This window comes from Streptomyces sp. NPDC002619 (genome assembly GCF_042889305.1).
In the GTDB taxonomy this organism is placed as follows: domain Bacteria; phylum Actinomycetota; class Actinomycetes; order Streptomycetales; family Streptomycetaceae; genus Streptomyces.
On sequence record NZ_JBIAQV010000030.1, the window covers coordinates 73,432 to 96,969 of the forward strand.

General features: G+C 71.1%; 28 protein-coding genes. 12 read left to right on the top strand and 16 right to left on the bottom strand.

Annotation, left to right across the window (positions count from 1 at the left end; genetic code table 11):
- The first annotated feature begins 331 nt into the window (after nt 1-331).
- On the top strand, nt 332-1,159 hold the full coding sequence (locus tag ACFYXB_RS33170; protein ID WP_389588635.1) for a maleylpyruvate isomerase family mycothiol-dependent enzyme: 828 nt from the start codon (nt 332-334) through the stop codon (nt 1,157-1,159).
- A 116-nt stretch (nt 1,160-1,275) separates the two neighbouring features.
- Here ACFYXB_RS33170 and ACFYXB_RS33175 read toward each other — a convergent pair whose 3' ends face one another.
- Nucleotides 1,276-3,684 carry a SpoIIE family protein phosphatase gene (locus tag ACFYXB_RS33175; protein WP_389588637.1) on the bottom strand — a complete coding sequence of 803 codons (2,409 nt, stop codon included), beginning with the start codon at nt 3,682-3,684 and terminating at the stop codon, nt 1,276-1,278.
- A 243-nt stretch (nt 3,685-3,927) separates the two neighbouring features.
- Nucleotides 3,928-4,083 (bottom strand): hypothetical protein, encoded by a 156-nt coding sequence (locus ACFYXB_RS33180; RefSeq protein WP_389588639.1) that lies wholly within the window; start codon nt 4,081-4,083, stop codon nt 3,928-3,930.
- Nucleotides 4,084-4,285: 202 nt separating this feature from the next.
- Here ACFYXB_RS33180 and ACFYXB_RS33185 point away from each other — a divergent pair, with 202 nt between their 5' ends.
- Complete coding sequence (locus ACFYXB_RS33185) at nt 4,286-5,416, top strand: site-2 protease family protein (protein WP_351347117.1); 1,131 nt, start codon at nt 4,286-4,288, stop codon at nt 5,414-5,416.
- Nucleotides 5,417-5,441: 25 nt separating this feature from the next.
- Here ACFYXB_RS33185 and ACFYXB_RS33190 read toward each other — a convergent pair whose 3' ends face one another.
- Nucleotides 5,442-6,308 carry a universal stress protein gene (locus tag ACFYXB_RS33190; RefSeq protein WP_389588642.1) on the bottom strand — a complete coding sequence of 289 codons (867 nt, stop codon included), beginning with the start codon at nt 6,306-6,308 and terminating at the stop codon, nt 5,442-5,444.
- 278 nt (nt 6,309-6,586) lie between these two features.
- On the opposite strand from ACFYXB_RS33190, the gene ACFYXB_RS33195 reads away from it, so the two are divergent.
- Nucleotides 6,587-7,558 carry an Acg family FMN-binding oxidoreductase gene (locus ACFYXB_RS33195; RefSeq protein WP_389588688.1) on the top strand — a complete coding sequence of 324 codons (972 nt, stop codon included), beginning with the start codon at nt 6,587-6,589 and terminating at the stop codon, nt 7,556-7,558.
- 124 nt (nt 7,559-7,682) lie between these two features.
- Here ACFYXB_RS33195 and ACFYXB_RS33200 read toward each other — a convergent pair whose 3' ends face one another.
- Complete coding sequence (locus ACFYXB_RS33200) at nt 7,683-9,089, bottom strand: DHA2 family efflux MFS transporter permease subunit (protein WP_389588690.1); 1,407 nt, start codon at nt 9,087-9,089, stop codon at nt 7,683-7,685.
- Nucleotides 9,090-9,232: 143 nt separating this feature from the next.
- Between ACFYXB_RS33200 and ACFYXB_RS33205 the strand changes: the two genes are divergently transcribed.
- Nucleotides 9,233-9,664, top strand: coding sequence for a MarR family winged helix-turn-helix transcriptional regulator (locus tag ACFYXB_RS33205; RefSeq protein WP_389588644.1), 432 nt, complete (start codon nt 9,233-9,235; stop codon nt 9,662-9,664).
- 24 nt (nt 9,665-9,688) lie between these two features.
- On the opposite strand, the gene ACFYXB_RS33210 is transcribed toward ACFYXB_RS33205, so the two are convergent.
- Together ACFYXB_RS33210 and ACFYXB_RS33215 are read right to left on the bottom strand one after the other, a co-directional pair.
- Nucleotides 9,689-10,813: a hypothetical protein gene (locus ACFYXB_RS33210; RefSeq protein WP_389588646.1), complete on the bottom strand. Its 1,125-nt coding sequence runs from the start codon at nt 10,811-10,813 to the stop codon at nt 9,689-9,691.
- Between the two features lie 123 nt (nt 10,814-10,936).
- On the bottom strand, nt 10,937-11,941 hold the full coding sequence (locus ACFYXB_RS33215; RefSeq protein WP_389588648.1) for an Acg family FMN-binding oxidoreductase: 1,005 nt from the start codon (nt 11,939-11,941) through the stop codon (nt 10,937-10,939).
- Between ACFYXB_RS33215 and ACFYXB_RS33220 the strand changes: the two genes are divergently transcribed.
- Nucleotides 11,940-12,101, top strand: a complete 162-nt coding sequence (locus ACFYXB_RS33220; RefSeq protein ID WP_389588650.1) for a hypothetical protein — start codon at nt 11,940-11,942, stop codon at nt 12,099-12,101. The genes ACFYXB_RS33215 and ACFYXB_RS33220 overlap by 2 nt on opposite strands.
- Before the next feature lie 40 nt (nt 12,102-12,141).
- Here the strand turns inward: ACFYXB_RS33220 and ACFYXB_RS33225 are convergent, their stop codons facing one another.
- Nucleotides 12,142-12,294, bottom strand: coding sequence for a hypothetical protein (locus tag ACFYXB_RS33225; protein ID WP_389588652.1), 153 nt, complete (start codon nt 12,292-12,294; stop codon nt 12,142-12,144).
- Between ACFYXB_RS33225 and ACFYXB_RS33230 the strand changes: the two genes are divergently transcribed.
- Nucleotides 12,293-12,466: a hypothetical protein gene (locus ACFYXB_RS33230; RefSeq protein ID WP_389588654.1), complete on the top strand. Its 174-nt coding sequence runs from the start codon at nt 12,293-12,295 to the stop codon at nt 12,464-12,466. The two genes, ACFYXB_RS33225 and ACFYXB_RS33230, sit on opposite strands and share 2 nt — an antisense overlap.
- A 147-nt stretch (nt 12,467-12,613) precedes the next feature.
- Nucleotides 12,614-13,066 (top strand): OsmC family protein, encoded by a 453-nt coding sequence (locus ACFYXB_RS33235; protein WP_389588656.1) that lies wholly within the window; start codon nt 12,614-12,616, stop codon nt 13,064-13,066.
- A gap of 18 nt (nt 13,067-13,084) precedes the next feature.
- Here the strand turns inward: ACFYXB_RS33235 and ACFYXB_RS33240 are convergent, their stop codons facing one another.
- From ACFYXB_RS33240 to ACFYXB_RS33250, 3 genes are all read right to left on the bottom strand, one after another.
- Nucleotides 13,085-13,603 (bottom strand): rhodanese-like domain-containing protein, encoded by a 519-nt coding sequence (locus ACFYXB_RS33240; protein ID WP_389588692.1) that lies wholly within the window; start codon nt 13,601-13,603, stop codon nt 13,085-13,087.
- The gene (locus tag ACFYXB_RS33245) at nt 13,600-14,064 is read right to left on the bottom strand and encodes a hypothetical protein (protein ID WP_389588658.1); all 465 of its coding nucleotides are present in this window, start codon (nt 14,062-14,064) and stop codon (nt 13,600-13,602) included. The genes ACFYXB_RS33240 and ACFYXB_RS33245 overlap by 4 nt, the downstream gene beginning before the upstream one ends.
- Nucleotides 14,065-14,149: 85 nt before the next feature.
- On the bottom strand, nt 14,150-15,307 hold the full coding sequence (locus ACFYXB_RS33250) for a pentapeptide repeat-containing protein (RefSeq protein WP_389588660.1): 1,158 nt from the start codon (nt 15,305-15,307) through the stop codon (nt 14,150-14,152).
- Nucleotides 15,308-15,465: 158 nt separating this feature from the next.
- Here ACFYXB_RS33250 and ACFYXB_RS33255 point away from each other — a divergent pair, with 158 nt between their 5' ends.
- On the top strand, nt 15,466-16,140 hold the full coding sequence (locus ACFYXB_RS33255; RefSeq protein ID WP_389588662.1) for a zinc-binding dehydrogenase: 675 nt from the start codon (nt 15,466-15,468) through the stop codon (nt 16,138-16,140).
- Between the two features lie 51 nt (nt 16,141-16,191).
- On the top strand, nt 16,192-16,521 hold the full coding sequence (locus ACFYXB_RS33260; protein WP_389588664.1) for a putative quinol monooxygenase: 330 nt from the start codon (nt 16,192-16,194) through the stop codon (nt 16,519-16,521).
- 75 nt (nt 16,522-16,596) lie between these two features.
- Here ACFYXB_RS33260 and ACFYXB_RS33265 read toward each other — a convergent pair whose 3' ends face one another.
- Complete coding sequence (locus tag ACFYXB_RS33265; protein ID WP_351347074.1) at nt 16,597-17,208, bottom strand: TetR family transcriptional regulator; 612 nt, start codon at nt 17,206-17,208, stop codon at nt 16,597-16,599.
- Nucleotides 17,209-17,347: 139 nt separating this feature from the next.
- On the opposite strand from ACFYXB_RS33265, the gene ACFYXB_RS33270 reads away from it, so the two are divergent.
- Nucleotides 17,348-17,902: an ester cyclase gene (locus ACFYXB_RS33270; protein WP_389588667.1), complete on the top strand. Its 555-nt coding sequence runs from the start codon at nt 17,348-17,350 to the stop codon at nt 17,900-17,902.
- Nucleotides 17,903-18,089: 187 nt separating this feature from the next.
- Nucleotides 18,090-18,656, top strand: coding sequence for a hypothetical protein (locus ACFYXB_RS33275; RefSeq protein WP_389588669.1), 567 nt, complete (start codon nt 18,090-18,092; stop codon nt 18,654-18,656).
- A gap of 37 nt (nt 18,657-18,693) precedes the next feature.
- On the opposite strand, the gene ACFYXB_RS33280 is transcribed toward ACFYXB_RS33275, so the two are convergent.
- The 5 genes from ACFYXB_RS33280 to ACFYXB_RS33300 all read right to left on the bottom strand — a co-directional run bounded on the left by ACFYXB_RS33280 (nt 18,694) and on the right by ACFYXB_RS33300 (nt 22,584).
- Nucleotides 18,694-19,515, bottom strand: a complete 822-nt coding sequence (locus ACFYXB_RS33280; RefSeq protein ID WP_389588671.1) for an SAM-dependent methyltransferase — start codon at nt 19,513-19,515, stop codon at nt 18,694-18,696.
- 116 nt (nt 19,516-19,631) lie between these two features.
- Nucleotides 19,632-20,483, bottom strand: coding sequence for a DMT family transporter (locus ACFYXB_RS33285; RefSeq protein ID WP_389588673.1), 852 nt, complete (start codon nt 20,481-20,483; stop codon nt 19,632-19,634).
- A gap of 74 nt (nt 20,484-20,557) precedes the next feature.
- On the bottom strand, nt 20,558-21,382 hold the full coding sequence (locus ACFYXB_RS33290) for an SAM-dependent methyltransferase (RefSeq protein WP_389588675.1): 825 nt from the start codon (nt 21,380-21,382) through the stop codon (nt 20,558-20,560).
- Between the two features lie 81 nt (nt 21,383-21,463).
- Complete coding sequence (locus ACFYXB_RS33295) at nt 21,464-21,715, bottom strand: DUF397 domain-containing protein (RefSeq protein ID WP_389588677.1); 252 nt, start codon at nt 21,713-21,715, stop codon at nt 21,464-21,466.
- Nucleotides 21,712-22,584, bottom strand: coding sequence for a helix-turn-helix domain-containing protein (locus ACFYXB_RS33300; protein WP_388497492.1), 873 nt, complete (start codon nt 22,582-22,584; stop codon nt 21,712-21,714). Before ACFYXB_RS33300 ends, ACFYXB_RS33295 begins: the two co-directional genes overlap by 4 nt.
- Nucleotides 22,585-22,893: 309 nt before the next feature.
- Here ACFYXB_RS33300 and ACFYXB_RS33305 point away from each other — a divergent pair, with 309 nt between their 5' ends.
- A complete protein-coding gene (locus ACFYXB_RS33305) occupies nt 22,894-23,337 on the top strand; it encodes an ATP-binding protein (RefSeq protein ID WP_389588680.1) in 444 nt (147 codons plus the stop codon).
- Nucleotides 23,338-23,538 lie beyond the last annotated feature (201 nt).

A 23,538-nucleotide genomic window follows, 5' to 3' on the forward strand; every position in this document is an offset into this window, starting at 1 on the left:
GTAGAGGTGGCTGGCGGCGGCGTCGAAGGCGCAGTGGACCAGTTCCTTGGCCTTAAGGCTCCAGCACGCCCATCGCGGCCATGTCGTCGGCGGTGGCTGGGCGCGCCTCGTAGCCCACGGCAAGCGTCGGCGTGAGATCTGCCATCGGTGGCCCTCCCGGGATCGCGATCCTGTCACTGCCTGGCGCGGCTCCGTGACGGTACCTTCAGCCGCGTGCTCCCGGCCGCGCAGCTCAGCGCTGTGCCAGGGCTTGCCGTGATCGCTCGCGTCTGGTTGGGTACCGCGCGCCGGATGCGCGCTGGGCGCGACGGGCAGAAAAGGAGCAGGTGGCGTGCATCCCACACCGGAGCAGGACATCAGGGGACCCTTGCCCGACGGGCTCGCGCAGGCGATACGCGCGACCACCGAGGACATCGCCGGCCTGCTGCGCGGCGTACCCGACACCTCCGTCGCCGTACCCGGATCGGCGTGGACGCTCGGCGAGGCCGCGGCTCACCTGGCCCTGGCCAACGAGCTGATGGCCGACCTCATGCTCGGGCGCGAACGCCCCTACGGTGACGGCACTCCGCAGAGCCTGGCCGCGGCCAACGCACAGTCCCTCGACGCCTTTCCGGAGCGCCGGGCGGAACCGCTGGCGGAGATGATCGCCGACCAGGCCGAGGTGTTCCTGGACGCCGCGTCCCGCGCCGGCGCCGACGACGAGCCGGTACTCGTCACGCCGCTGGGCCCCTTGAACCGGGACCAGCTCGCCTCGTACCTGCTGACACACATGCTCGGTCACGGCTACGACCTCGCCCGCGCCCTCGGCCGTCCCCACATGATCGACCGCGATCGCGCGGTCCTGTGCATGCCGTTCATGCTCCGCGTCATGCCCCGTGTCACCAACACCGCGACGACCAACGGTCTCACGGCCCGCTACACCATCCGTCTCCCCCGCGGCACCGCGTTCGGAGTCACCCTGACCGACGGCGCGCTCAGCATCACCCCGCAGCCACTCGACCGACCGGACTGCACCATCCGCATCAACCCCGTCACCTTCCTCCTCATCGCCCTCGGCCGCCGAAACGCCTGGCGCGCGGTCGCCCAGGGGCAGATCACGGCCTGGGGACGCAAACCGTGGCTGGCACCGCGCTTCCCCACGCTCTTCGTGGCGCCCTGAGACGACTCCGAGACCCCGACATCGCCATCACCCAGCCGAGCCCGGGCAAGGGCTTCGCCATCGACATGCTGACCGAGGAGGACTCCGGCGCGTAGGTCGGAGAGGACGGGGCGCCGTCAGCCGGTTCCGGCGGGCAGCGGCTGCTCGGTCCAGATGGTCTTGCCGCGGTCGGTGTGGCGAGTACCCCAGCGGTCCGTGAGCTGGGCGACGAGCAGGAGTCCGCGGCCGCCCTCGTCGGTGGTGCGCGGGTGGCGCAGATGGGGGGCCGCGCTGCTGTCGTCGGTGACCTCGCAGATCAACGAGCGGTCCCGGATCAGGCGGACCCGGATCGTCCCCGGGGCGTACCGGATGGCGTTGGTGACCAGTTCGCTGACGATCACCTCCGTCGTGAACGCGAGGTCGGACAGCCCCCAGTTGGCGAGCTGGTGGTCGGCCAGAGTGCGGGCGGTGGCCACGATCGCGGGGTCGCCGGGGAAGGTCCAGGAGGCGACCTGGTCCTCGGGCAGGGCGCGGGTCCGGGCGAGGACAAGCACGACGTCCTCCTCGGACTGCCCGGACAGCTGCGAGTAGATCACCCCGTCGCACGCCTCCTGTACGTTCGCGTGCGGCTGGGCCAGGACGCGCCGCAGCCGGGCCTCGCCTTCGTCCCGGCACTGGCGGACCAGTCCCTCCGTGAACAGGGCGATCAGGCTGCCCTCCGGCAGTTCTGTCCTTCGGGCCTCGAAGGGCAGTCCCTCGACGCCTAGCGGAGGCCCGCCTGGCGCGTCGGCCGGTGCCACGTGGCCGTCGGGGTGGGCGAGGAGCGGGGCAGGATGCCCGGCGCGGGCCACGACGAGTCGCCTGCCCACCGGGTCGTAGACCGCGTAGCAGCAGGTGGCGGTGGTGGGCTGGACGTCCAGGGGGTCATTGGCCGCGAGCGGGCGGCCCTCCTCGGCGAACCTGACGATCAGGTCGTCCAGGTGCGCCAGCACCTCGTCGGGGGCCAGGTCCAGGGCGGCCAGAGCGTGGGTCGCGGCACGGAGCCGGCCCATGGTGGCCACGGCGCGCATACCGTGCCCCGCCACGTCCCCGACGACCAGCGCGACCCGTGCGCCGGACAGCGGGATGACGTCGTACCAGGAGCCTCCGGCGTGCCCCGGCAGATGGCTGAACGCCACATCGACTGCGTTCTGGGCGGGCAGCCGGCCCGGGAGCAGGCTGTTCTTGAGGACGAGGGCGGCTGTGCGCTCGCGCGTGTAGCGGCGGGCGTTGTCCAGGCCGAGGGCGGTGTGCGCGGCGATCTCGCGGGCGATGGTCAGGTCGTCCTCGTCGAAGGGCTCGCGGGTCACGGACCGGTAGAAGGTGGCCACACCGAGTACGACTCCGCGTGCGGCCAGCGGTACGAACATCAGCGAGTGCACCCGCGCGGCGCGCATGCGGTCCGTTCTGAGGGGATCGTGCGCCAACCACTCGCAACCTTCGTCGACCTTCGGTATCAGCCGGGGCCGCAGATCGGCCAGGCACTGGGTGATCGGTGTCGGGAAGCCGTACGACGACGTCTCGCCGATCGCGTAGGCGGCCTCGAAGCCGGCCGTCTCGATCGCCCGGAACGCGGCGCGCCGGAACGTGACCTCGGAGGGCACCGGACCCGGCGCGGGCGCGTCGCCCCGGTGGACTGAGTCGAACACGTCCACGCTGACGGCGTCGGTCACCCGGCCCACCACCGTCTCGGCCAGTTCGTCGGCGGTACGGGTGAGGTCCAGGGTCGTACCGATGCGCGTGCTGGCGTCGTTGAGGAGTTCGAGGCCCTCCTTGTACCGGAAGCGCTCCGTGACGTCGATGGCCAGGGTCGCCACGCCCAGGGTCTCCCCGGCGGAGTTGCCCAGCCGGAAGGCCGACAGAGAGAACAGGTGTTCGCCTCCTGGGTCGGCGGGCGGACGCCCCTGCTGGACGAAGTCGATGACCGGCTCGCCGGTGCTCAGGACGTGCCGCAGCAGGTGCTCGGTGGTGTCGGTGACCACGGTGGGCGCGAGTTCGCGGACCCGTCGGCCGACGACGTCCTCGGCGCGGACGCCGCGCACGCCCGGTGAGGCGGAGTTGAAACGCACCACACGCAGGTCGGTGTCGAGGACGTACAGTCCGACGGGTGACTCGGTCAGCAGCGCGTCAAGGACCGCCCGGTCGAAGTCGTCGGGATCGGCGCCGCGCGCGCGTGCGAGGAAGACCACCCAGGCCACCGGGCCCTCGGCGCCGAGGCAGGGGCGCATCCACCACTCGGCCTCCACCGGCAGCCCGGACCGGTCCCGCAGGCGTACCCGGCAGCCGCCGCTGACGGGCGGCGCTTGCGGCACGGCCGTCTCGGTGCCCGGCTCCGGCCTGACCAGCAGCGAGGTCAGCGGCTGACCCACCATTTCCGCGGAGCGGTAACCGAGCAGCGTCTCGGCCTGGGCGCTCCACTCGGTGATCTTCCCGTCGGCGTCCAGGACGACCTTGGCCTGCGATGTCGCCGGTGCATCGCCGTCCGGCCCCTCGCCCGGAGTGGTCATGGCAACCCTCCATCCACCCGGCGGTCCACGCCGCCCGGCCGTGGGGCGGGGCGGGCCGGTGTCGCTCACCTTCAGAGTGGCAGGCGCTCGCACCACCCGCTCGGCGGCGGCGTTCCCCGCGTGCCGCCACCTCGAAGATGTGCCGGGCCGGGCCGCTTGCCGCCGGGGCGCAGTGTGGGAGAGCCGCGCCTTACCGCCGTAACAGCTGACGAACTCGTCGACCGCTGTCTTCACTTCGGCCAGTCAATTCTTCGCGTCGGTGAAGTACATGCCGGTCTTCGGGTGCATGTAGAGCTCGTCGTCGACCGCCGCGTAGCCGTGGCCCATCGAGCGCTTGATGACGGGCGCGCGCCAGTGGTGGCAGGCGGCTGCCGTCGGGTGGGGCGCCGGAGGCGGCACAGCGCCGCCATGAGTCGGCGGGGCCACAGAGGCCGAACTGCCCCGCGCCGGGGCCCCTCACCACCCGGCGGGACTGTCGTCCGCAGGGGAAGAGCCGAGCGGCCCCTCCCCGTCGGGACGCGGCGCGCCGGACACTGGAAGTACCGCGCACCGACCAGGTCGCGGCGTGCGGGTCAGGAGTCGGAGGGCGAGGCGGGAGTCGATGAAGGAGACGCTGTCCCTCGGCCGGATCGCCGGCGTACGCGTCGGCCTGCACTGGAGCGTGCTCGTCATCGTCGTACTGGTGGCGCTCGCGCTGGCGCGCGGCCGCTTCCCCGAGGCCCACCCCGGTCACTCCCCCACGGTGTACTGGGCAATCGGCCTCCTGACGGCGGTCGCATTCCTCGCCTCGCTGCTGGCCCACGAGCTGGCGCACGCGATCGTCGCGCGACGCAACGGCGTCCAGGTCGACGGCATCACCCTGTGGATGCTCGGCGGGGCGGCCCGGCTGCACAGCGAGGCGCCCACGCCGGCCGCGGAGCTGCGTATCGCGGGGGTGGGGCCGCTGACCAGTGTGGTGCTCGGCGGCCTGCTGGCGCTGGTGGCGTGGTGGCTGGACGCCCTGCACGTCTCGGGGCTGTGGATCGAGTCGGTCGCCTGGCTCGCGGCGATCAACATCGTGCTGGCCGTCTTCAACGCCCTGCCCGCCGCACCGCTGGACGGCGGGCGGCTGCTGCGGGCGTTCCTGTGGCACCGCACCGGAGACCGGCTGCGGGCCACGGAGGGTGCGTCCGCCGCGGGCCGGGCACTGGGCTGGTTCATGGTCCTGACCGGTTTCGCCTCCGTCCTGTTCCTCGGGAACCTGTCCGGGTTGTGGGCCGCGTTGATCGGCTGGTTCCTGATCGCGGCAGCGACTGCGGAGGCCCGTCAGGCCGAGGTGCAGGGTGTGCTGAAGGGCGTGCCGGTCGGCCGGGTGATGACGCCCGCCCCGGTCACGGTCCCGTCCTGGACGACGGCCGCCGGCTTCCTGGCCGAGGGGCCGTTCGGACCGTACCGGCACTCCGCCTTCCCGGTCGTGGCGCCCGACGGCATGGTGGTCGGGCTGATCACGGTGGCCATGGTCAACAAGACGCCGCCGCAGGCCCGTACACGCACGACGGTCGGTGACGTGATGCACCCCCTGTCGGACGTCGTGACAGTCGCCCCCGGCGACCCGGTCGTGGACCTGCTGCCACGCCTGCAGGAGAGCAGCGTCCACCGCGCCCTGGTACTGGACGACGACCGCCTCGTCGGCATCGTCACCCTCGCCGACATCACCCGCGCCCTGTCGTGGCCGACGGCGTCCGCCGGGTGAGGACAAGCTCGAACCGCCGCGGCGGTCACGGCACTTCCGGTACGACGGCCACGGGGCACTGTGCATGGTGCAGCACCGCGTGTGTCACCCGGCCCAGCTGGAGGCCGCCGTGGTCACGGGCGCGCCGGACGCCGACGACCAGGAGGGCCGCGGTGGCCGACCGCTGCAGCAGGACCTTGCGGGCGAGTCCCTCGACGACGGAGCGGCGCACCCTGACGTCCGGATAGTCGGCCAGGACGTCCCGGAGCAGGTCGTCGATCAGCAGGGACGCCCGCTCCTGGTGGCCGTGGGCCGGGTCATCGGCGATCAGGGGGTGTTCGGCGGTCCGGTGGGCGGGGCGCCGCCAGGCGCGCACGACGTCCAGGTCGCACCCGCGCACCGTGGCCTCGCGCAGCGCGAACCACGTGGCAGCGCCGCTCGTGCCCGGATCGCCGGCGCCCAGCACGATGGCCCGGTGTGCCCCGTCCGGTGCCGTGCCGTCGCCTGCCATGCCGTCGCCGCGGACCACGACGACAGGGCCGGAGGCACGCCCGGCGACGGCCAGGCTCACCGAGCCGAGGAGCATGCCCCGCAACTCGCCGCGGCCCCGGGAGCCCGTCACGAGGGCGGCGGCGTTGCGGCCCTCGTGCAACAGCGCGTCCACCGGGTCCTCGGGAAGGACTTCACCGTCGACCTCGACGTCGGGGTTGCGGCGCCGGATCCGTTCGGCGGCGGTGGCCAGGATGTCGTCCGCCGCCATGCGCCCGGTGCCGTCCGCTTCGTAACGCTCCCACAGCGACGCGTACACGAGCCGTAGCGGTACCCCGTGCCGGGCCGCCTCGTCGGTCGCCCAGTCGACCGCGCCGAGGCTGGAGCGCGAACCGTCGACGCCCACGACCAGAGGGAGACGCATGACCGACCACCGCCTTTCGTACCGCTGCGGACGAGCACAGCGCGTTCCCGTTCCAGTGTCGGTTTCGACGTCGGTTTCAGCGTCACGCGGGCCGCAGAAGCGAACCAATGGGCACTTTGGCCCCTGCTGACCGAATACGACCCCAGGTTCCAGGTTCCGGGCGCCGACGGCGGGCCACTCGGCCTAGAGAAAGGCCCGGACGACCCCTCCCACTCCCCTGCGCACGCCGCACAGCCTGAAAGAGGGTGATCCGGCTCCGAGAGGAGGTCGCGGTGAACATGCCGCCCCTGAACGTGCCCGCCGTCACCGCGTTCGTCGCGGACGCCGCGGCGGCACCGTCGTTGCACAACGCCCAGCCCTGGAAGTTCCGCTTCGTGCGCGACACCGGGATCCTGCGGCTGTACGCCGATCCGGAGCGCACCCTGCCGAGGACCGATCCCGACGACCGCGAGCTGCACCTGGGCTGCGGTGCCGCGCTGTTCAACCTGCGCGTGGCCGCGACGGCGGCGGGGCGCGAGCCCGTGACCCGGCTGCTGCCGGACCCCGCCGATCCTGAGCTACTGGCCGAGGTGGACCTCACCGGCACCGCACACCCCGACGAGGCCCTGGCCGAGCTTCACCCGGCGCTCCGGCGCCGGCGCACCAGCCGTAACCCCTTCCGCGAGGACGAGATACCACAGCCCCTGCGGGAGCGGCTCTGCGAGGCGGCCCGGCTCGAAGGAGCGGGACTGGTCTTCCCCGGGCCCTGGCACGTGGGCTCGGTCCTGGAACTGGTCAGGGACGCGGAGGGCGCGGAGGCGGCCGACCCTTCGGTGCGTGAGGAGACGGCACGCTGGGCCCGCACGGGGCCGGCGGCGCCGGACGGCATTCCGGTCGAGGCGTTCGGCCCCGCCCGGCACGGCGCCGCCACCCCGGTACGGGACTTCGCCGCCGACCGGCCCGTGCCCGGCCGCTCCTGGGCGCACTTCGAGCAGCGCCCCCAGATCGCCCTGCTGGGCACGGCCCACGACCGGCCCGCGGACTGGCTGGCGGCGGGGCAGGCGCTGGAGCGGGTCCTGCTCCGGGCCACCGCGGACGGCCTCGTCGCGTCCGTGACCTCACAGCCCCTCGAATGGCCCGAACTGCGCTGGGCCATCCGCGACCCGGCCTCGGCCATGGGCTACGTACAGATGGTGATCCGCCTCGGCTACGGCCCCGAGGGCCACCTGACGCCGCGTCGCCCGGTGACCGACCTGCTCGACATCGTCTGACTCGGCTGGACCGTTCGAGCCGGCCCTCACCGCATGGACCCGGTCTCCAAGGGGGCTCGTGGAACGGCCGCGGTCTGCTGCGCTCGACCTTGCCCCACCTATGTCATGCACTCAACGTATGTCGTCAGTGGTGAGCGTCCTCGCGTCGTCGGTCCGGTGTCGAGGCGGACGTCGTGGTGGTGCCGCGGGCCGCCGCGCGGGCCGGGCCGTCGCGGAGGGTGAAGGCGAACACCGCGGTCGCCGCCGCGATGCCGGCGAGGACCAGGTACGCGTGCTGGTATGCGGCTACGGGTGGGTCCGCGGAGGCTGCCACGGGTGTGTTCAGGACCAGGGCGGTGGTGACCGCGGCCGGGGCGAGTGCGCCGCCGGTCTGGCGTACGACGGTGTTGAGCGTGGATGCCTGCGCGAGGTCCCGGCGGTCGATGCCGGCCAGGGAGGCCACCATGGTCGGCATGAACACTCCGCCCATGGCGATGCCGAGCAGGAACATGTAGCCGCGGAAGGTCCACAGGCTGGTGTGCGCGTCACAGGTGGCGAAGAGGAGGAGGACGGCGCAGACGCCGGCCATCCCGCAGCCGATGATGACCCGTGGGCCGATCCTGACGTAGAGGACTCCGGCGAGCTGGACGGTCAGCAGGACACCGAAGGCCTCGGGGAAGGTGGTGGTCCCGGATTCCAGCGCGGTACGGCCCTGGCCCTGCTGGAGGAAGAGGGGGCACAGATACATGGCGCCGAGGATGGGGATCAGGCCCACCAGGTTGATCAGGTTGGTGTCGCGGAAGAGCCGGTCCGTGAACAGCCGGAGCTTCAGGAGGGGTTCGGTGGTCCGCAGTTCGACGATGACGGCGGCGGCGAGCAGCAATATGCCGAGCGACAGGGCGACGATCACGGCGGTGGAGGACCAACCGCGGTTGGGTCCTTCGCTGATGCCGAACATCACGGAGGCCAGCGCGGCCGCGCTCAGCAGCAGTCCTGGCAGGTCGAAGCGGCCGGGGCGTCGGCCGCGGTGCTCGGTCAGGAACAGGAGCCCGAAGAGCATGGCCGGGATACCTACCGGCAGGTTGACGTAGAAGACCCAGCGCCAGGACAGGTGGTCCACGAGCAGTCCGCCCAGGATCGGCGCGGCTGCCGGGGCCATCTGCTGCGGGATGATCATGTGCCGGGAGATCCGCACCTGGTCCGAGGAGTTGAAGGTACTGAACAGCAGGGCGGCCGAGGCCGGGAAGAGCAGGCCGGCGGACAGTCCCTGCAACGCGCGGAAGGCGACGAGTTGACCGAGGTCGGCGGCGGCGCCGCACAGGACCGAGGAGCCGAGGAAGCCAGCCAGGGCGGCGAGCAGGACGCGCTTGGCGCCGAAGCGTTCCACCAACCAGGCGGAGGCGGGGATGGCCATGGCCAGGCAGACCGGGTAGACCACGACGACCCCGTCCAGGCCGGCCGTGGTGAGGTGGAACTGACGGGCGATGGAAGGCAGCGCCACAGTCGTGATGGCGCCGTCGACGATCGCGATGAACGTCACGGCGACGGACACGACCGGGACGACCACGCGCTGGCTCAGGCGGGCGGGGGAAGACGGCAGGATGAGGCGGCGTCGGGACGATGACACATACTGAGCATACTCACTATGAGGATCCTCAGTGAATCGGAATTCAGCGGAAAAGCGGTGAACAGCGCATGGCCACGCAGGGCAGCAGCGACATCTTGGTCGACGAGTTGTACGAGACGACGATCCAGCTGCGCCGGTTCGTGGAGGCGCGGCTGCGGGCCAACGGGGCATCGGTCGCCCGGCTTCGGGCCATGCGGATGCTGGCGGCGGCGGAACAGCCCCTGCGGATGCGGGACTTGAGCGAGATGACGGGCGTCGCGGCACGGACGACGACGACCATCGTCGACAGCCTGGAACGCGACGGCCTCGTGGAACGCGTACGCCACCCCCACGACCGGCGAGCGTTCCTGCTGCGCCTCACCGAAGAGGGCCTGCGCTGCCACCGCAACGCGGAGAAGGTGGACCGCCAGGCACTCGCCGAGGCAACGGCCGCGCTGGACACGGAGGACCGCACCCAGTTGCGCGCCCTGCTCGCCCGCATCAGGGAGGCCACGGCCTGACGCGCGCGAGAGAGACATCTCCGGTCACGATGAGTAGGTCTGGAACCAGTGCGTGTCGAAGTACCGGGCGGTCGAGAAGCAATGCCCCCGCTCGGTCAGCATGCGGAAGACGAACTCGGCTGCCGAGCCGTCGAACCGGCACCAGGAGTCGGGAATGTCCTCCCGCGCGAGAAGCGGCCAGGCTTCGGGGTCGTCGCCCTCGGTGAGCCAGTAGAACTCGTCCGCCTGCACGGACGTACCCCACTGGAGGAGCCCGCCGGGAGCCGGGTGGATGTCGTACGGCCGCCACAGGCGCGTGCCCTCTCGCGAGGCGAACCGGGCCAGATACTCGGCGTGGTCGACGACATCCATGCCGGGGACACCCGCATCGGGAACGTACAGGCTGAGGAAACCGTCGAAGGCCCCGTCGCCGAAGATCTCAGCGAGCTGCTTGTAGTCGCCGGGCAGAGCCGTCCCGAGGCGGTCCTCGACAGCCGCCCAGTCGATCGTCCGCACGCGTCCGCCTCCCGCCCACCCGGTCACGGCGACGACCCGCTCCACCCACGAGGCGTCGGCCGGCAACCCCTCCACCACCGGCTCGGCACGCTCGGCCACCAGCACCACGCGCCGTACGCCGTCACCGCTGTCCACGGTCCCGGCCCCGATCCACCAACTCCCGTACGCCCAGGCCCGCATGTCCACCACCTGCGTGCCGAAGGGGGTGAGCAGGGGCAATCCTGTCGTCGCGTCCACCGTCGGATCGGCGTAGCCGCCCATGGCGAGGTTGCGCGGGGACCCGTACCGGCCGCTGATCCCCTCGACCAGATCGGCCAGCGTGACGTCTTCGGACACGCCGAGACACATGTGTCCCGCCGCGTGCCCCGCCACGCCGCACTCGAGCGACCGCGGGCCTCGGCCCACCAACCGCGTCACGGCATCGAGGAGTTCGTCCCGTCCCATGAGCTTCCCCTGCTCCCTCCGCGTGCGTGCCACCCGGTTGTCTTCCTTGATCCCCCGAATCTCCCGCGCGCAGCGGAAGCCGAAGTAACCCAGCGCGGGAAGCGCGGCGACAAGACTCATCACCCGATCCCCGCCGGACTCGCCGGCCCCGAAGGTGATCGACCCCATGACAGCCAACCAGACCATCGCGAATCCGAGCAGACGATTCATGGCCCCCCCTCCGGCCCCTCGGCGGAATCCGGGCGGTGCCGAGCGCGAAGCCCCGCGACGGCGCGGCCCAAGTGCCGTCGCGCAGCATAGCCATGGCAGCAGAACAGCCTGTGGCCGCAGTGGTCACGAATCCCAGCCGGCCCCCGACCCCAGTACCTCCGCCGCCGAACGCCTCGGCAGGGCCTGCCCGCTCCGTACCCGGCCCAGTCGGAGAATCATCTGGGGGAACTCGCCCGCACTGAGCGTCTGGAGGATCTGGGTGCGCAGGGGTGGGATCTCCAGGGGCTGGGGGTGGAACGCCGCCATCACGTCCTGCGCCGCCGCCTCCAGCAGGACCCGCTGAAGCGCCTGCCCGGCCCGCAGCCAGGCCCGTCGGTCGTCACGGTCCGTGCTGAGTACGGCGACCCGTCCGGTCCGGGCGGTCCAGCGCTGCGGAGACGCCGGGAACATCCGCGTGATGCCCGCGTAGTCCCGTCCGGCCAGGGAAGTCGAGTCCGGGTGCTGCACGTCCGCGTCGACCGGGATCCCGTCGGCCCGTCGCTCGGCCAGCCGCCAGGTCCACGCCGACTGCTCGGCGAGGTGCGCCGGATCGCCCCGGTGCATGGCCTCGGCCGCCCGCACCAGGTCGGCCAGCTCCCGCCGGCCCGCGCTCCGGTCGATCCAGTGCAGCGTGGCGCCCTCGTGCCGGGCCGCCTCGCGCAGCGCGTGGTGCAGGGTCCGCGGCAGCGGGTCCGGCAGGAAGGGGCCCCGGACGGTGTGGCGTCGGCGCAGCGCGCCGTACGTGCGCCGCTCGTCCGGGGACGGGAAGTCGTACGCGCCCCACATCACCCGGGCGAGGAAGTCCGGGTCCGTCCGGTGCGGAAGGTACTGGACGACCGGCTTGAAGCCCAGGTGCCGCATCGCCAGACGAACGTTGAAGAGGGCGGCACCGCAGCTGATGACCATCTCCCGGCCGTCCGGGTCGGCCAGCGGAAGCCGGCGCGTCGGGTCCGCGTGCAGTTCGACGCCCCTGTCGTGGTCCTCGGCGACGAAGATCCAGGGCTGTGTGTTGTACACGGACGGCGCGGTGACGGCCGCGCGGACCAGATGGCCGGACGCGTAGCGCGGAGCTGTGCAGACGACGGACATGACCGGTGCCACCCTTCTCGAACTGTCTGCCTTCATGGTCGTCATCGCGCCCGGCGACCGGCATGGGCCGCTCGTCCCCGCACCCGGGCCGACGGGCCCCGCGCCTCTCACGGCCCGTCAGCAGGAGGCGGCGGCAGGGGAACAACCCGAGTCCGTCTGATGTTGCCCATACATACCCCGCCAGGTATGGCGAACCAGGGCTACGGCCTACTGAACTGCCAGTTGGACACGGAGCCGACTGCGAGGAAGGGCGTGAGGACGATGGCGACGACAGGACGAGAGCGGATCGGCGCGGGCGACGACGCGTCGTCCGTTGTCACCAGGTGCGGCCGCACGATCAGAGTGCGGTGCATGCATCTCGCGACACCGGACCACCCCATCAACCGGGTCACCCTGGACGTGGGCCAGGAACGGGGCGGCGAATCCGGGGCCTGGGCGGCACTCACGCTCGACGAGGCGCGCCGGCTGGCCCGTCTCCTCCTCGATCAGGTCGGCCTCGCCGAGGAGTCCACGCACGCCGGGTGACCGTCTCCCCTCGAGGCAATGGGGCCGTATGGGGTGCCTTCCGGGCCATACGGCACCAAGCGCGCCCCCGTCAGGCCCTCCCGGGGCCACGCCGTCCGCGTTCCACTGGAGTGGGGTGGGAACGGACTCGGCCGAGGGAGGCCCGCCATGACCGGCACGACTTCGCAGACCACCGACGGGCGGCCGTCGCAGGACGCCGTCGTACATCACCTGGAGGTCAGTCACGTCGACGGCGACGCGTACGCCGTCGACATCCGCGGACATCAGCTCCGGGTCGACCAGCCCACGGACGCCGGCGGCACGGACACCGCCCCCGCCCCGACCGAACTGTTCGCCGCGTCGCTCGCCGCCTGCGTCGCCTTCTACGCGGGCCGCTATCTCCACCGTCACCGTCTGCCCCGCGTCGGACTGCGGGTGCATGCGGAGTTCACCATGGCCTCCGACCCACCGGCCCGGCTGGACGCCGTACGCGTCACGATCGTCCCGCCACCGGAGTTGCCCGAGCACCGCCGCGAGGGCCTGCTGGCCGTGGCCTCGGCCTGCACCGTCCACAACACGCTGCGCCTGCCGACCGAGATCGACATCGCGATGGAGTCGTAAGCAGTGCTGGGGCACGTCTCAGCGGCCGCGCAGCGCCGCGAGTGCCGCGTCGAGGTCGGCCTTGCGGGGGCGGTTGTGCGGGAGCTTTCCGAGCAGCACGGCCATACCGCAGGAGTCGGTGAGCGCGGAGAAGACAAGACCTCCGGCAATGGCCGTCGAGACGAACTGGAACGCCGGGTGCACCAGCAGGCCGAGCAGGAGCCCGATCAGGACCAGCGTCCCGGCGGTGAACCGCACCTGCCGTTCCACGCTCCAGCCGGAGCGCGTGTCGCAGGCCTCCGGGCGGTGCAGCTCGTGCCCCTCGGCCGCCCAGGCACCGGTGCCGCCCGCAAGGGTCGCCGTCGGAATGCCCTGCTCCGCCAGCAGCCTGCAGGCGTTCTCGGAGCGGGCGCCGGACGCGCAGACGACGAGTACGTCACCGCGCTCGGCGACGTGCCCTATGTCCGGCAGCGCCCGCCGGACCTGGTCCAGGGGGATGTTCAGGGCGCCGGGCAGGTGACCGGAGGCGTATTCGCCGGGCGTGCGCTGCGATGTCAGGTCAGGGTGCCGCGTGCAACGGCGAGAAACTCCGACTTGAACGGTTCCAGCCGCTCGGCCAGGCTCCCTTCGTCACGCTCCTGCCAGACCGCCTGATTAAGGGCGCGGGCATAGGCGGTCGCCGGTGCGTGAAGGCCGGGGGCGCACAGCAACTGGACACCATTCTCGGCTATGCGAAGGCCGTCCACCGCCGGCCTGGCTGTCCGGTACCACTCATCACCGACCTCCCATTGAGACGGCCGCGCATGAGCCACACCCTCAGCCTCCAGTGCGAACCGGGTGAACTCCAGGACGGTCCGGATCTGCTCAGCACGTCGCTCCTCCGCCAGCGCCGCGGCCCGCCTCCTCTCCTCACCCTGGTCGGCCGCCCGCTGTGTCGTGCGTTGGGTCAGAAACGTCAACGCACCTCCCACAGCCACACCAACCATCGAAATCACGGGGGTCCACAGGTCTCCTGCCATGACCGACTACTACCAGCACCTGCCCACCGACCGCTGCCGATCTTGTGAGGCAGGTCCGCACGTTGGGCTTCACTGGGCCGGTCGGTCAGGGCATGGATTGCAGCGGCGGGTGCTGCGTCGTTATCCCCGGGGGCTGGAGCAGGGGCGGGGGTTCGGGGCCGGGTTCCTCGGTGACGACGACTCCGGCGGCCGACAGGTCGAAGCCGATGGGCCAGCGGGTGCGCTGGCTGGCGAGAGCACCGGTCAGACGCGCCTGGGCCAGGTCGGCCGTTCTGAGGTCTGTGCCGCGCAAGTCGGCCAGGCGCAGGTCGGCAGCGTGGAAGACAGCGCCGCCCGCGTCGGCCTTACGCAGGTTTGCCTCGCGGAGGTCGGCCTCGGTGAAGTCCGCTTCACGCAAGTCGGTTTCGACGAGCCGTGCGCCGCGCAGGTCGGCCAGGGCACACCGGGTCCGGTGCAGGATCGCTGTCTTGAGGTCGGCGTGCCGCAGGTTGACCGAGACGAGGGACGCCTGGGTCAGGTTGGCGTGGTAGAGACCCGCCGCCTCCATGCAGGAGCGGTCGAGGTTGACCTCGGGCAGCCACAGCCCGTCGCAGTCGGCCCGGCGCAAGTCGGTGGCGCTGAGGTTGACCCAGGACTGCTCCCGACGCTGGCACAGCACGCCGAGGCCGGTCAGCGCCACCTGAGCGTCGGCGACACGGGCCTCCAGCGGGGCAACGTCGTTGATGTGCACGTCCGCAGTTAGCGTCTCCGCCCCGGTGGGCGGCCAGGGCAGGTGCGTCCGCAGATACGCGGCCTGGATGGAGATGACGGCCTCACGGTCACGGGCCGATTGCTCCGCGACCCGCCAGAGCGCGTGGAGCCCGCCGATGCGTGTTTCCAGCTTGTCGCTGCCGAGCTGATCGACCGCTCGGCTGAACCGGTCCGTGACATAGCCCTCCTGGGTGGCGCGCAAACCATCCTGGCTGACCCGCACTTGCCGCCAGGTGGCGTAGGCGCCGAAGAGCACGACCAGGCCACCTACCACCTGTAGAAGAGTCGTCCGGACATCGTTCACGGCCTTCAGCCGATCTTGCGGGGCGACGGCGGCCCCGGCGAGATCGTGGTCGACCACCACGCCTGGCAGAACGACGAACACGGTTCCCAGAACGGCCAGTCCCACCGCTCCAGCCAGCAGCGCCACGATTCCACGACGCAGGGCCAGCCGCTCGAGCCACGACCGCCGACCGTAGTTCGGTTCCCCCATCTCCATGGGCACGGGAGCCTAGGCGGCCGTGCGGAGACGATCAAGGTGCGCTGCTGGCGGCTGCGTACAGCCGCACCAACCTGACGCTCCGTCAGCTGTCTCGATACTCGACATGGATCTGACGCCGCCGCGTCGCGTGACGGAGAGGAATACCGCCGATGAGGAATAACCACACTCCACCGGTAAAGACGTCGGCGCGCAGTGTGGTGCGCATCGACGACTCGCTGGAGCCGTCCGACGTGGCCGCCCTGGCGGACGCGGGTCTCACCGCGTACCACGCCGCGGCCAAGGCGGCGCGGAGGCTGCGGCCCGGCCATCGGTGCGTCGTCATCGGGGCGGGCGGGCTCGGTCACATCGGCGTGCAGGTGCTGCGCGCGCTCACGGCGGCCGAGATCGTCGTCGTCGACCGCAACCCCGACGCGGTCAAGCTCGCCGCCGACATGGGCGCCCACCACGGTATCGTGGCCGATGGCAGGCATGTGGAAGCCGTCCTCGACCTCACCGACGGCAAGGGCGCCGAGACGGTCATCGACTTCGTCGGCGAGGGCGGCGCAACCCACGACGGCGTACGGATGCTGCGCCGCGCCGGGGAGTACCACGTCGTCGGCTACGGCGAGAACATCGACGTGCCCACCATCGACATCATCTCCACAGAGATCAACTTCATCGGCAATCTCGTCGGCTCGTACACCGACCTCACGGAACTGATGGTGCTTGCCGCGCAGGGGCAGGTACGGCTGCACACCGAGAAGTACGCCCTCGACGACTTCCAGACCGCCCTCGACGACCTCTCCGCCGGCCGGGTCCGGGGTCGGGCGATCCTCGTCCCCTGACCGACCGGCCGGCCGACCCATCCGCCCCTACCGACCGAAACGAGGCATCCGATGATCTTCATCGTCGTCAAATGGAAGATCCGTCCCGAGCACAGCGACAACTGGCTGGAGCTCGCGGCGGACTTCACCGAGGCCACCCGCGCGGAAGCGGGGAACCTCTTCTACGAATGGAACCGGAACGCGGACGACCCGACGGTCTTCACGCTCGTCGAGGCGTTCGCGGACGGCGACGCGGGCGCCGCCCATGTGCAGTCCGCGCATTTCAAGGCCGCCATGGAGTGGATGCCGGACTATGTCGCGGCCACGCCGCAGATCGTCAACGTGGAGATTCCCGGCGCGACCGGGTGGTCCGAGATGGCCGAGGTGAGCCCGCGCTCCTGATCGTCGGGACGATGTGTGCGGGCCCCGGCGTCGCCGACGCCGGGGCCCGTTCGTACAGCAGTACGGCGTGCTCCGTCAGCCGAGGGTGGCTACGGCCGTACGGCGCAGGAAGTGTTCGGCACGGTCCCAGGACCAGCCGTTGTCCACCACCAGCGTGCGCCAGCTCGTCGGGCCGAACCAGTACCACAGCGCGTCGGCGGTCTCCGCCGGCGTGAGGGAGGGTGGTGCGGGCAGCGCGTGCAGATGCCGGGCGGCGGCGCGCAGTGCGTCGCGGTAGGCCGCGGTGCCGCGTTCCCACAGTGCCTCGCCGTTCTCGTGGACGGGCAGGGCCTTGTGGATGGCCTCGTGCACCGTGAACTGGCCCTCGTTGCCCGCTCTCGTCCCGCGGGCCAGCGCCTCCAGGACCTCCTGTTGGGTGCGCAGGGCGAGCACCTGGCGCATGGCCTGCTCATAGCCGGACGCCGCGACGGCCTGGTCCACGATCCGGTCCAGGATGTCGCTCTTGCTGCCGACACTGGCGAAGACGGTCTTCGAGGCGACGCCGGCCGCCGCCGCGATGTCGGCAACGGTGACCCGGCCGTAGCCGCGTGCGGCGAACAACTCCGTCGCCCGCAGCAGGATCGCCGAGCGGGTCTGCGCGGCGGCCTGCTCGCGCAGCGGGGAGATGTACGAGCGTTTGGTGGACACGGCACCATCTTACGAGACTTCAGCTCATGGTTGAACTATTCATTAGGCGGCCTATAACCTCAACAGGGGCGGCGCCTCCTCGAACGGAGCCGCTCGACCTCTCACACGTACTCGCCGAACGACGGATGGGCAGCAGACGATGGACGCCACGGAACTGGCACGCGGACTCTTTCAGGTACTGGAGACGGGGGATCCGGCACTGGCCGCCGATGTCGTCGGCCCGGACTTCCACAATCGCGAGGCCGTCGTCGCGCCTCCGGCCTGCTCCACACCCGGACCGGCCGGGGTTCTCGCCTCCGGCGTATGGATGCGGTCGGCGTTCAGCGATCTGCGCTTCCCCGTCGTCGCCACCGCCCACGACGACGACCAGGTCTGGGTGCGTCTGCACATGCGGGGCCGCCACACGGGCCCCTTCGTACGCTTCCGTGACGGCGTCCTGGATCAGGCCATACCCCCGACGGGACGCGACATCGACTTCGAGCAGATCCATGTCCTCGGCCTCGCCGACGGCAAGGTCGTACGGCACGAGGCGGTACGCGACGACATCGCCATGCTCGGCCAGCTCGGCGTGTTCCCTCCGGCCCCCGCGACCGCCTTGCGCATGGTCGGCTGGCGGATCAGCGGACGCGCGCGACGAGCGGCCGATCGGGTCATGGCGGAAACCGCCGACGCGGCCTCCCTGAGCACGGTCTGAGTCGAACACCCCGTCACGCCACGCCACTCCTGGATCGAAGACACACCCGTTCAGGACCCAAGTGTTCGGATTCGATCGACGTTGTTCGGCCCTCTTCCCTCCCATAGAAATATGCACCACCATGAATATGCCGAGCGCGACTTGACTGGCGGCCACACGGGGTGGGTTCCGGAGGAAGAGGGTCGGCATGCGGAGCACTGCGAGGCAGGCGACCGAATGGCTCGCCGCGGCGGCGACGGATCCGCGCGCCTGCAAGCGGCAGTGGCACGGGCCCACAGGGATGGCGGAGTTGGGCTGCGGCCGGTTCTGGGACGTGCTGAGCGTCCCCGAGTCGTTGGGGGTGCCCGCACTCGACATGCTCCTGTGCATTCCACAGCCGCCCGGCCCCGCGCTGGCCAACGTCGCTTCGCGCAGCGTGAGTTTCTTCCTGCCGCCCGATCCCACCAGTCGCTGGATAGGCTCGGGCATCGAGTACCTCAGCATCGGCGCGCGCATCGCTCTGCCCCCACCGCACCGCGCGGCGGGCCCACTGTGCTGGCTCGTGCCACCGGACGGTCGCGGCTCCCTGTTCGTGCCCGCCGCGGTGGAGTTGGCGCTGCAACATGCCTTGGACACACTCAGGAAGCCGCGCGGGGCAACGGGCGCGGGGCAGGACGTCCACGGCGAGGCACCGCATCCGCCTCAGCGATCGTCGCCTGTGCCGCCGCCCCGCTCGGCCGAACCGCGCCGTTCCGCCCGGACGCCGACGACGTAGGACGCCGACACGGCGTCGCCGGCGCCGAGCGTGCCGATCACGGCCGGCTCGACGGCTCCTTCTGCCCCACGCCGCACCACATGGGCAGCGGTGCACCCGCGAAGGCGTCCTCGGTGTCCGGGCGCCACTGGGGCAGTTCCACGACGCCCGGCTCCAGAATCTGCGTGCCGTCGAAGAACCTGGCGACCTCGTCGTGGGGGCGCGGTGTCGCCTGCTCGGCGGCGCGCTCGTTGTAGACCTTCATCGACTCGGACACCTTCTCGGCGCCGATGTCCGAGGCCGGGTGCGACAGGACCAGGTAGCTGCCGGGCGCGAGTGCGTCCAGGAGGCGCCTGGCGATGCCGTGCGGGTCGTCCGCGTCCGGGATGTACTGCAGGATCGCCACCAGCATCAGGCCCACCGGCTGGGACAGATCGAGCGTGGCGCCGGCCTGTGCCAGGATGCGGTCCACGTCCCGCAGGTCCGCCTGCAGATAATCCGTCGCGCCCTCCGGTGTGCTGACGAGCAGGGCCTGGGCGTGGGCGAGCACGACTGGGTCGTTGTCGACGTACACCACCCGCGCACCGGGATCGGCCCGCTGCGCCACCTCGTGGGTGTTGTCGGCGGCGGGTATGCCGGTCCCGATGTCCAGGAACTGGCGGATCCCGGCGCGGCCGAGTTCGCGAACGGCCCGGCCGAGGAAGGCGCGATTGGCCCGTACCGCGGGGATGATCTGCGGGTTCGCCGAAGCCGCCAGCCGGGCCGCCTCCTCGTCGGCGGGGTAGTTGTCCTTGCCGCCGAGCCAGGCGTTGTAGACCCGCGCGGGGTGTGCCACGGAGGAGTTGAAGGGAGCCGTTCCGCCGGTCGATCGCTCGGTCATCTTCGGTCCTAGTCATTCGATTGTGCCGACGCCAGCACACTAGTCCACGAAGCGATCATCAACGGCGGCTGTTCCAAGGTGAGTTACCACGAGTGGGCCACCCGGCCGACGACGCCCTACTGGCCGGGTTTGATCAGGTGGGGCACCACGTGGGTCAGCCGCAGGACGCCCCACAGGATCAGCAGGGCTCCGGCCACCTCCGGCAGCAGCCACCAGCCCGTGCGGATCTCCTCACCGAACAGAGCCACGCCCAGCAGCAGGCTCGCCGACGCGTCGCCGATGGTCAGCGCGGGCTGCGAGGCGGCCAGCGGACCGGCCTGCAGAGCGTTCTCCAGCAGCAGGACCGCGCCGATGCCGACGAGGGCGAAGCCGTAGGTCTGCCAGGTGGTGAGGAACGCGGCAAGACCGCCGTCGGCGAGCCGCCCCGTGGCCGACTTCATCAGCGCGGCGGTCAGGGCGTTGCCGAGGGCGGCGGCCGAGCCGAGCGCGGCCGCTCGGAACAGGGCCGAGCGTGACGGGTGGGCGAGGACGACCGCCCTCGCGCCCAGTGACAGGGCCAGTACCGGCAGCCAGCGTTCCATGCTCGCCTGGTTCCGGCTCCCGGTGGGCGCCGCCGCTGCCAGGACCATGGCGAGTCCGGTGACCACTCCGGCGACCGCCCACCAGCCCTGGACGGGCAGTCGGCGGTGCAGCAGCGGCGCGGCGATGAGCAGGGCGAACGGCAGCTCCAGGATGAACAGCGGCTGGACCAGTGCCATGGGCCCGTTCACCAGGGCCAGGGCCTGGAACAGAGCGGCGCCCATGACACCCAGGATGCCGATCAGCCAGGCGGGACGGTGCACGAGAGCGGTCAGCAGACCCAGACCGCCGCCCCGCGCCACCGTCGAGGCCGCCTTGCGCTGGAACGCCGTACCCACGGCATTGCTGGCGGCCCCCATGACGGCGCTGACGACGGCGAGGACGATCACCTCTCCACCATGCCCTACCGCCGCCGTCGCCTCGCGCCGGACCGCCGCCGCTCGTGGCGGGACAACGGCTTGGACTACGGCTTGATGCCCACGCCCGTCCACAGGCTGACCTGGGCGTCCGTGGGCTCCACCGCGCCCGTGTCGCCGCCGGTCGCGGCGGGCCGCCAGCGGTGGCCGACGGAGATGCCCGGCTCGATCAGGTCGAGCCCGGTGAAGAAGCGGGCGACGTCCTTCTGCGCGCGGAACTGCACCGGCGTCCCGGCGTTCGTGTAGATGGCGGTGACCTTGTCCCAGGTGGTGGGGTCGAAGTCGGGTGTGCAGTGGCTCAGGGCGAGGGCGCTGCCGGAGGGCAGGGCGTCGAGGAGGCGGCCGACGATGCCGTACGGGTCCTGCGCATCGGTGATGAAGTGCATCAGGGCGTTGAGGGACAGGGCGACCGGCAGCTCGAAGTCCAGGACCCCGGATCCCCGCACCGCCGTGAGCAGCGACTCGGGATCGTTGACGTCCGCCTCGATGTATGTGGTACGGCCCTGCGGTGTGCTGCGCATGAGGCGCTCGGCGTACTTGAGGACGAGCGGGTCGTTGTCGGCGTACACGACCCGTGCGTCGGGGACCACGGACTGGGCGACCTGGTGCAGGTTGGGCTCGGTGGGGATGCCGGTGCCGACGTCGAGCCACTGCCGGATGCTGTACTCCCGGGCGAGGACACGGGTGGCCCTGTGCATGAACGCCCGGTTCTCACGGGCGCACACGAAGATGCCGGGGTAGGCACCGGCGACCGCCTCGGCGGCCTGCTTGTCGACCTCGAAGTGGTCCTTGCCGCCGAGGTAGTAGTCGTACATGCGGGCGGAGTGCGGCCGGCTCGTGTCGAGGTCCCGGCCGGCCTGGCTGTTGGTCATTCTCTCCCCTTCAGAGGTGTACATCGGTGTGCCCGCACGCCGGGAGGACGACCGGCGAGGTCCCTCCCGCACGCTGTCGGTTCATCCGGCCGTCAGGTGGTCGGCCATGCCCTGCTTGACCCCACGGACGAACGCGGTGATCTCCTCGGGCGTGTAGATCAGCGCGGGTCCGGCCGGGTCGGTTGACTGCCGTACGGCCACGCGGCCGTCGGCGAGCTGCTTCGTCTCCACGCACTGACCGCCGTTGGGCCCGCTCCACGGGCGCTCCCAGCCCTGCTCGCCGAGCTCCGATGCCGGCATCCCGTTGTAGACGCTCAAGTCGGTGGTGGTCATGAGTACTCCTTGCGCATGCGGTTCAAGAGCACCTTGCTGTCCTCGGTCGACGTCAGCAGCGACATGCGGGTGTGCGCCTCGAGATGGGCGGCGACGTCCGCGCGCTCGTCCAAGTAGACGGAGGCGGACAGGAGTTCGCTGTAGACGACGTCGGGCAGTTCCGGCTCCTCGAACCGGAAGTAGGTGAAGGGGGCACACGCCCCGACGTGGGCGCCCGCGCTGAAGGGCACGATGTCGAGGCTGACGTGCTCGAGTTCGGACGCTTCCAGGAGCCGGTCGATCTGCTCCCGCATCACTTCGGCGCCGCCCACCGTCCGGTGCAGTACGGCTTCCTCCATGACCACCCATAACGTGGGGGCGTCCGCTCTCTCCAGCAGGCTCTGGCGACGCAGCCGCAGCTCGACGCGCCGCTCCAGCTCCTCCTCGCCGCCGTTCGGGAAGCCTCCGCGCAGCACACCGCGCGCGTACGCACGTGTCTGGAGGAGACCCGTGACGTAGTGGGGCTCGTAGGTGCGCAGGGTCTTGGCGCCGGTCTCCAGGCTCACGTACGCCGTGAACCAGTTGGGCACCACGTCACGGTAGGCGTGCCACCAGCCCGGCTCGTTGGCCCGCTCGGCGAGGGCGACGAACTCCTCGATCTCCTGCCGGTCCGCGCCGTAGGTCTCCAGGAGCTTCTCGACGTAGAGAGGCTTGAGCGCGACCTCGGCCTTCTCCAGCCGGCGGATCGTCAGGGTCTTCACGCGCAGGGCCCTGGCCGCGTCCTCCAGCGAGGCGCCCGCGTGCTGCCGCATGTCCTGCAGCCGCCGGCCGAGGATCATGCGCAGAACCGTGGGTGCGCTGGCAGCGGAGCCGGAACGGGCTTCACTCACGCCCAACCTCCTGAGGGACTGTCACCAGGGCGATTCTGACAGCGACTTGATGAAGTCGCCAGGCCGATACCGTCCTGCTGAAATTATCAGGGAGACGGTTGCAGCATGAACACGCCGACGAGCATAGTTGACCCCGTGAGCGATCACACTGTCGACATGACGCAACATCAACTTCACCTGACACGGGTGGAGTTGATCGTGTCGACGACTCCGAACCACGGGGCATTCCCCGAACGCGCATGCCCCCACGAGGGATTCTCGTAAACCGCCGCCCCCTCACCGCGCCCGTCCCCCTGGAAGGCGACCTCCGTGACCCCCCACACGACCTCCGCCCACGCCTTAGCCACCGCCCCGCCGCACCGGGAGTACTGGTTCGACCTCCCCGCCCTGCGCACCAGCGTCAGAACCGCCCGCGACACCGTGCGGGACCGGCTGTGCGCCTGGCAGGCACCCGGAGACCTCTGCTGTGACGCCGTACTGCTCGTCTCCGAGCTGACGACGAACGCCGTGATCCACACGGGCAGCGGTCACGTCCTGTGCGGGATCACCCTGACCCGCGACGAGCGCCTGCGCATCGAGGTGCACGACGACGACCACGCGCTCGTCCGCCCGTCCGGGCGCCGAGCGGGCCCGGGTGACGAGAGCGGGCGGGGCCTGTTCCTGGTCCAGCAGATCGCGGACCGCTGGGGGGCCGACCGCTCGACAAGGGCCGAAGGGAACGTGGTCTGGGCCGAGTTGGGGGCTCGCGCCTGACCTCGTCACGCGACGTCGATGAAGAGCCGTTCCAGCGCCTCGTGTCCGTGACGCTTGCGGAACTCGATCTCGGCGGTCGTCACGGGCAGGGCCCACAGGATCCGTGCGTGACTCCTCCACCCCGTAAACGGGGTGGCTTCTCGCTAAGCCGGTTGAGCTTCGCGACGGACCAGCCCGGCCCGTAGAACGTTGAGAGCGCCC

What these genes read in the sequence shown, in the direction of transcription:
- ACFYXB_RS33175 (WP_389588637.1), bottom strand. Translation starts at nt 3,684, where the DNA reads ATGACCACTCCGGGCGAGGGGCCGGACGGCGATGCACCGGCGACATCG.
- ACFYXB_RS33185 (WP_351347117.1), top strand. Translation starts at nt 4,286, where the DNA reads ATGAAGGAGACGCTGTCCCTCGGCCGGATCGCCGGCGTACGCGTCGGC.
- ACFYXB_RS33190 (WP_389588642.1), bottom strand. Translation starts at nt 6,308, where the DNA reads ATGCGTCTCCCTCTGGTCGTGGGCGTCGACGGTTCGCGCTCCAGCCTC.
- ACFYXB_RS33195 (WP_389588688.1), top strand. Translation starts at nt 6,587, where the DNA reads ATGCCGCCCCTGAACGTGCCCGCCGTCACCGCGTTCGTCGCGGACGCC.
- ACFYXB_RS33205 (WP_389588644.1), top strand. Translation starts at nt 9,233, where the DNA reads ATGGCCACGCAGGGCAGCAGCGACATCTTGGTCGACGAGTTGTACGAG.
- ACFYXB_RS33210 (WP_389588646.1), bottom strand. Translation starts at nt 10,813, where the DNA reads ATGAATCGTCTGCTCGGATTCGCGATGGTCTGGTTGGCTGTCATGGGG.
- ACFYXB_RS33220 (WP_389588650.1), top strand. Translation starts at nt 11,940, where the DNA reads ATGACCGGTGCCACCCTTCTCGAACTGTCTGCCTTCATGGTCGTCATC.
- ACFYXB_RS33215 (WP_389588648.1), bottom strand. Translation starts at nt 11,941, where the DNA reads ATGTCCGTCGTCTGCACAGCTCCGCGCTACGCGTCCGGCCATCTGGTC.
- ACFYXB_RS33230 (WP_389588654.1), top strand. Translation starts at nt 12,293, where the DNA reads ATGCATCTCGCGACACCGGACCACCCCATCAACCGGGTCACCCTGGAC.
- ACFYXB_RS33225 (WP_389588652.1), bottom strand. Translation starts at nt 12,294, where the DNA reads ATGCACCGCACTCTGATCGTGCGGCCGCACCTGGTGACAACGGACGAC.
- ACFYXB_RS33235 (WP_389588656.1), top strand. Translation starts at nt 12,614, where the DNA reads ATGACCGGCACGACTTCGCAGACCACCGACGGGCGGCCGTCGCAGGAC.
- ACFYXB_RS33245 (WP_389588658.1), bottom strand. Translation starts at nt 14,064, where the DNA reads ATGGCAGGAGACCTGTGGACCCCCGTGATTTCGATGGTTGGTGTGGCT.
- ACFYXB_RS33250 (WP_389588660.1), bottom strand. Translation starts at nt 15,307, where the DNA reads ATGGGGGAACCGAACTACGGTCGGCGGTCGTGGCTCGAGCGGCTGGCC.
- ACFYXB_RS33255 (WP_389588662.1), top strand. Translation starts at nt 15,466, where the DNA reads ATGAGGAATAACCACACTCCACCGGTAAAGACGTCGGCGCGCAGTGTG.
- ACFYXB_RS33260 (WP_389588664.1), top strand. Translation starts at nt 16,192, where the DNA reads ATGATCTTCATCGTCGTCAAATGGAAGATCCGTCCCGAGCACAGCGAC.
- ACFYXB_RS33270 (WP_389588667.1), top strand. Translation starts at nt 17,348, where the DNA reads ATGGACGCCACGGAACTGGCACGCGGACTCTTTCAGGTACTGGAGACG.
- ACFYXB_RS33275 (WP_389588669.1), top strand. Translation starts at nt 18,090, where the DNA reads ATGCGGAGCACTGCGAGGCAGGCGACCGAATGGCTCGCCGCGGCGGCG.
- ACFYXB_RS33280 (WP_389588671.1), bottom strand. Translation starts at nt 19,515, where the DNA reads ATGACCGAGCGATCGACCGGCGGAACGGCTCCCTTCAACTCCTCCGTG.
- ACFYXB_RS33290 (WP_389588675.1), bottom strand. Translation starts at nt 21,382, where the DNA reads ATGACCAACAGCCAGGCCGGCCGGGACCTCGACACGAGCCGGCCGCAC.
- ACFYXB_RS33295 (WP_389588677.1), bottom strand. Translation starts at nt 21,715, where the DNA reads ATGACCACCACCGACTTGAGCGTCTACAACGGGATGCCGGCATCGGAG.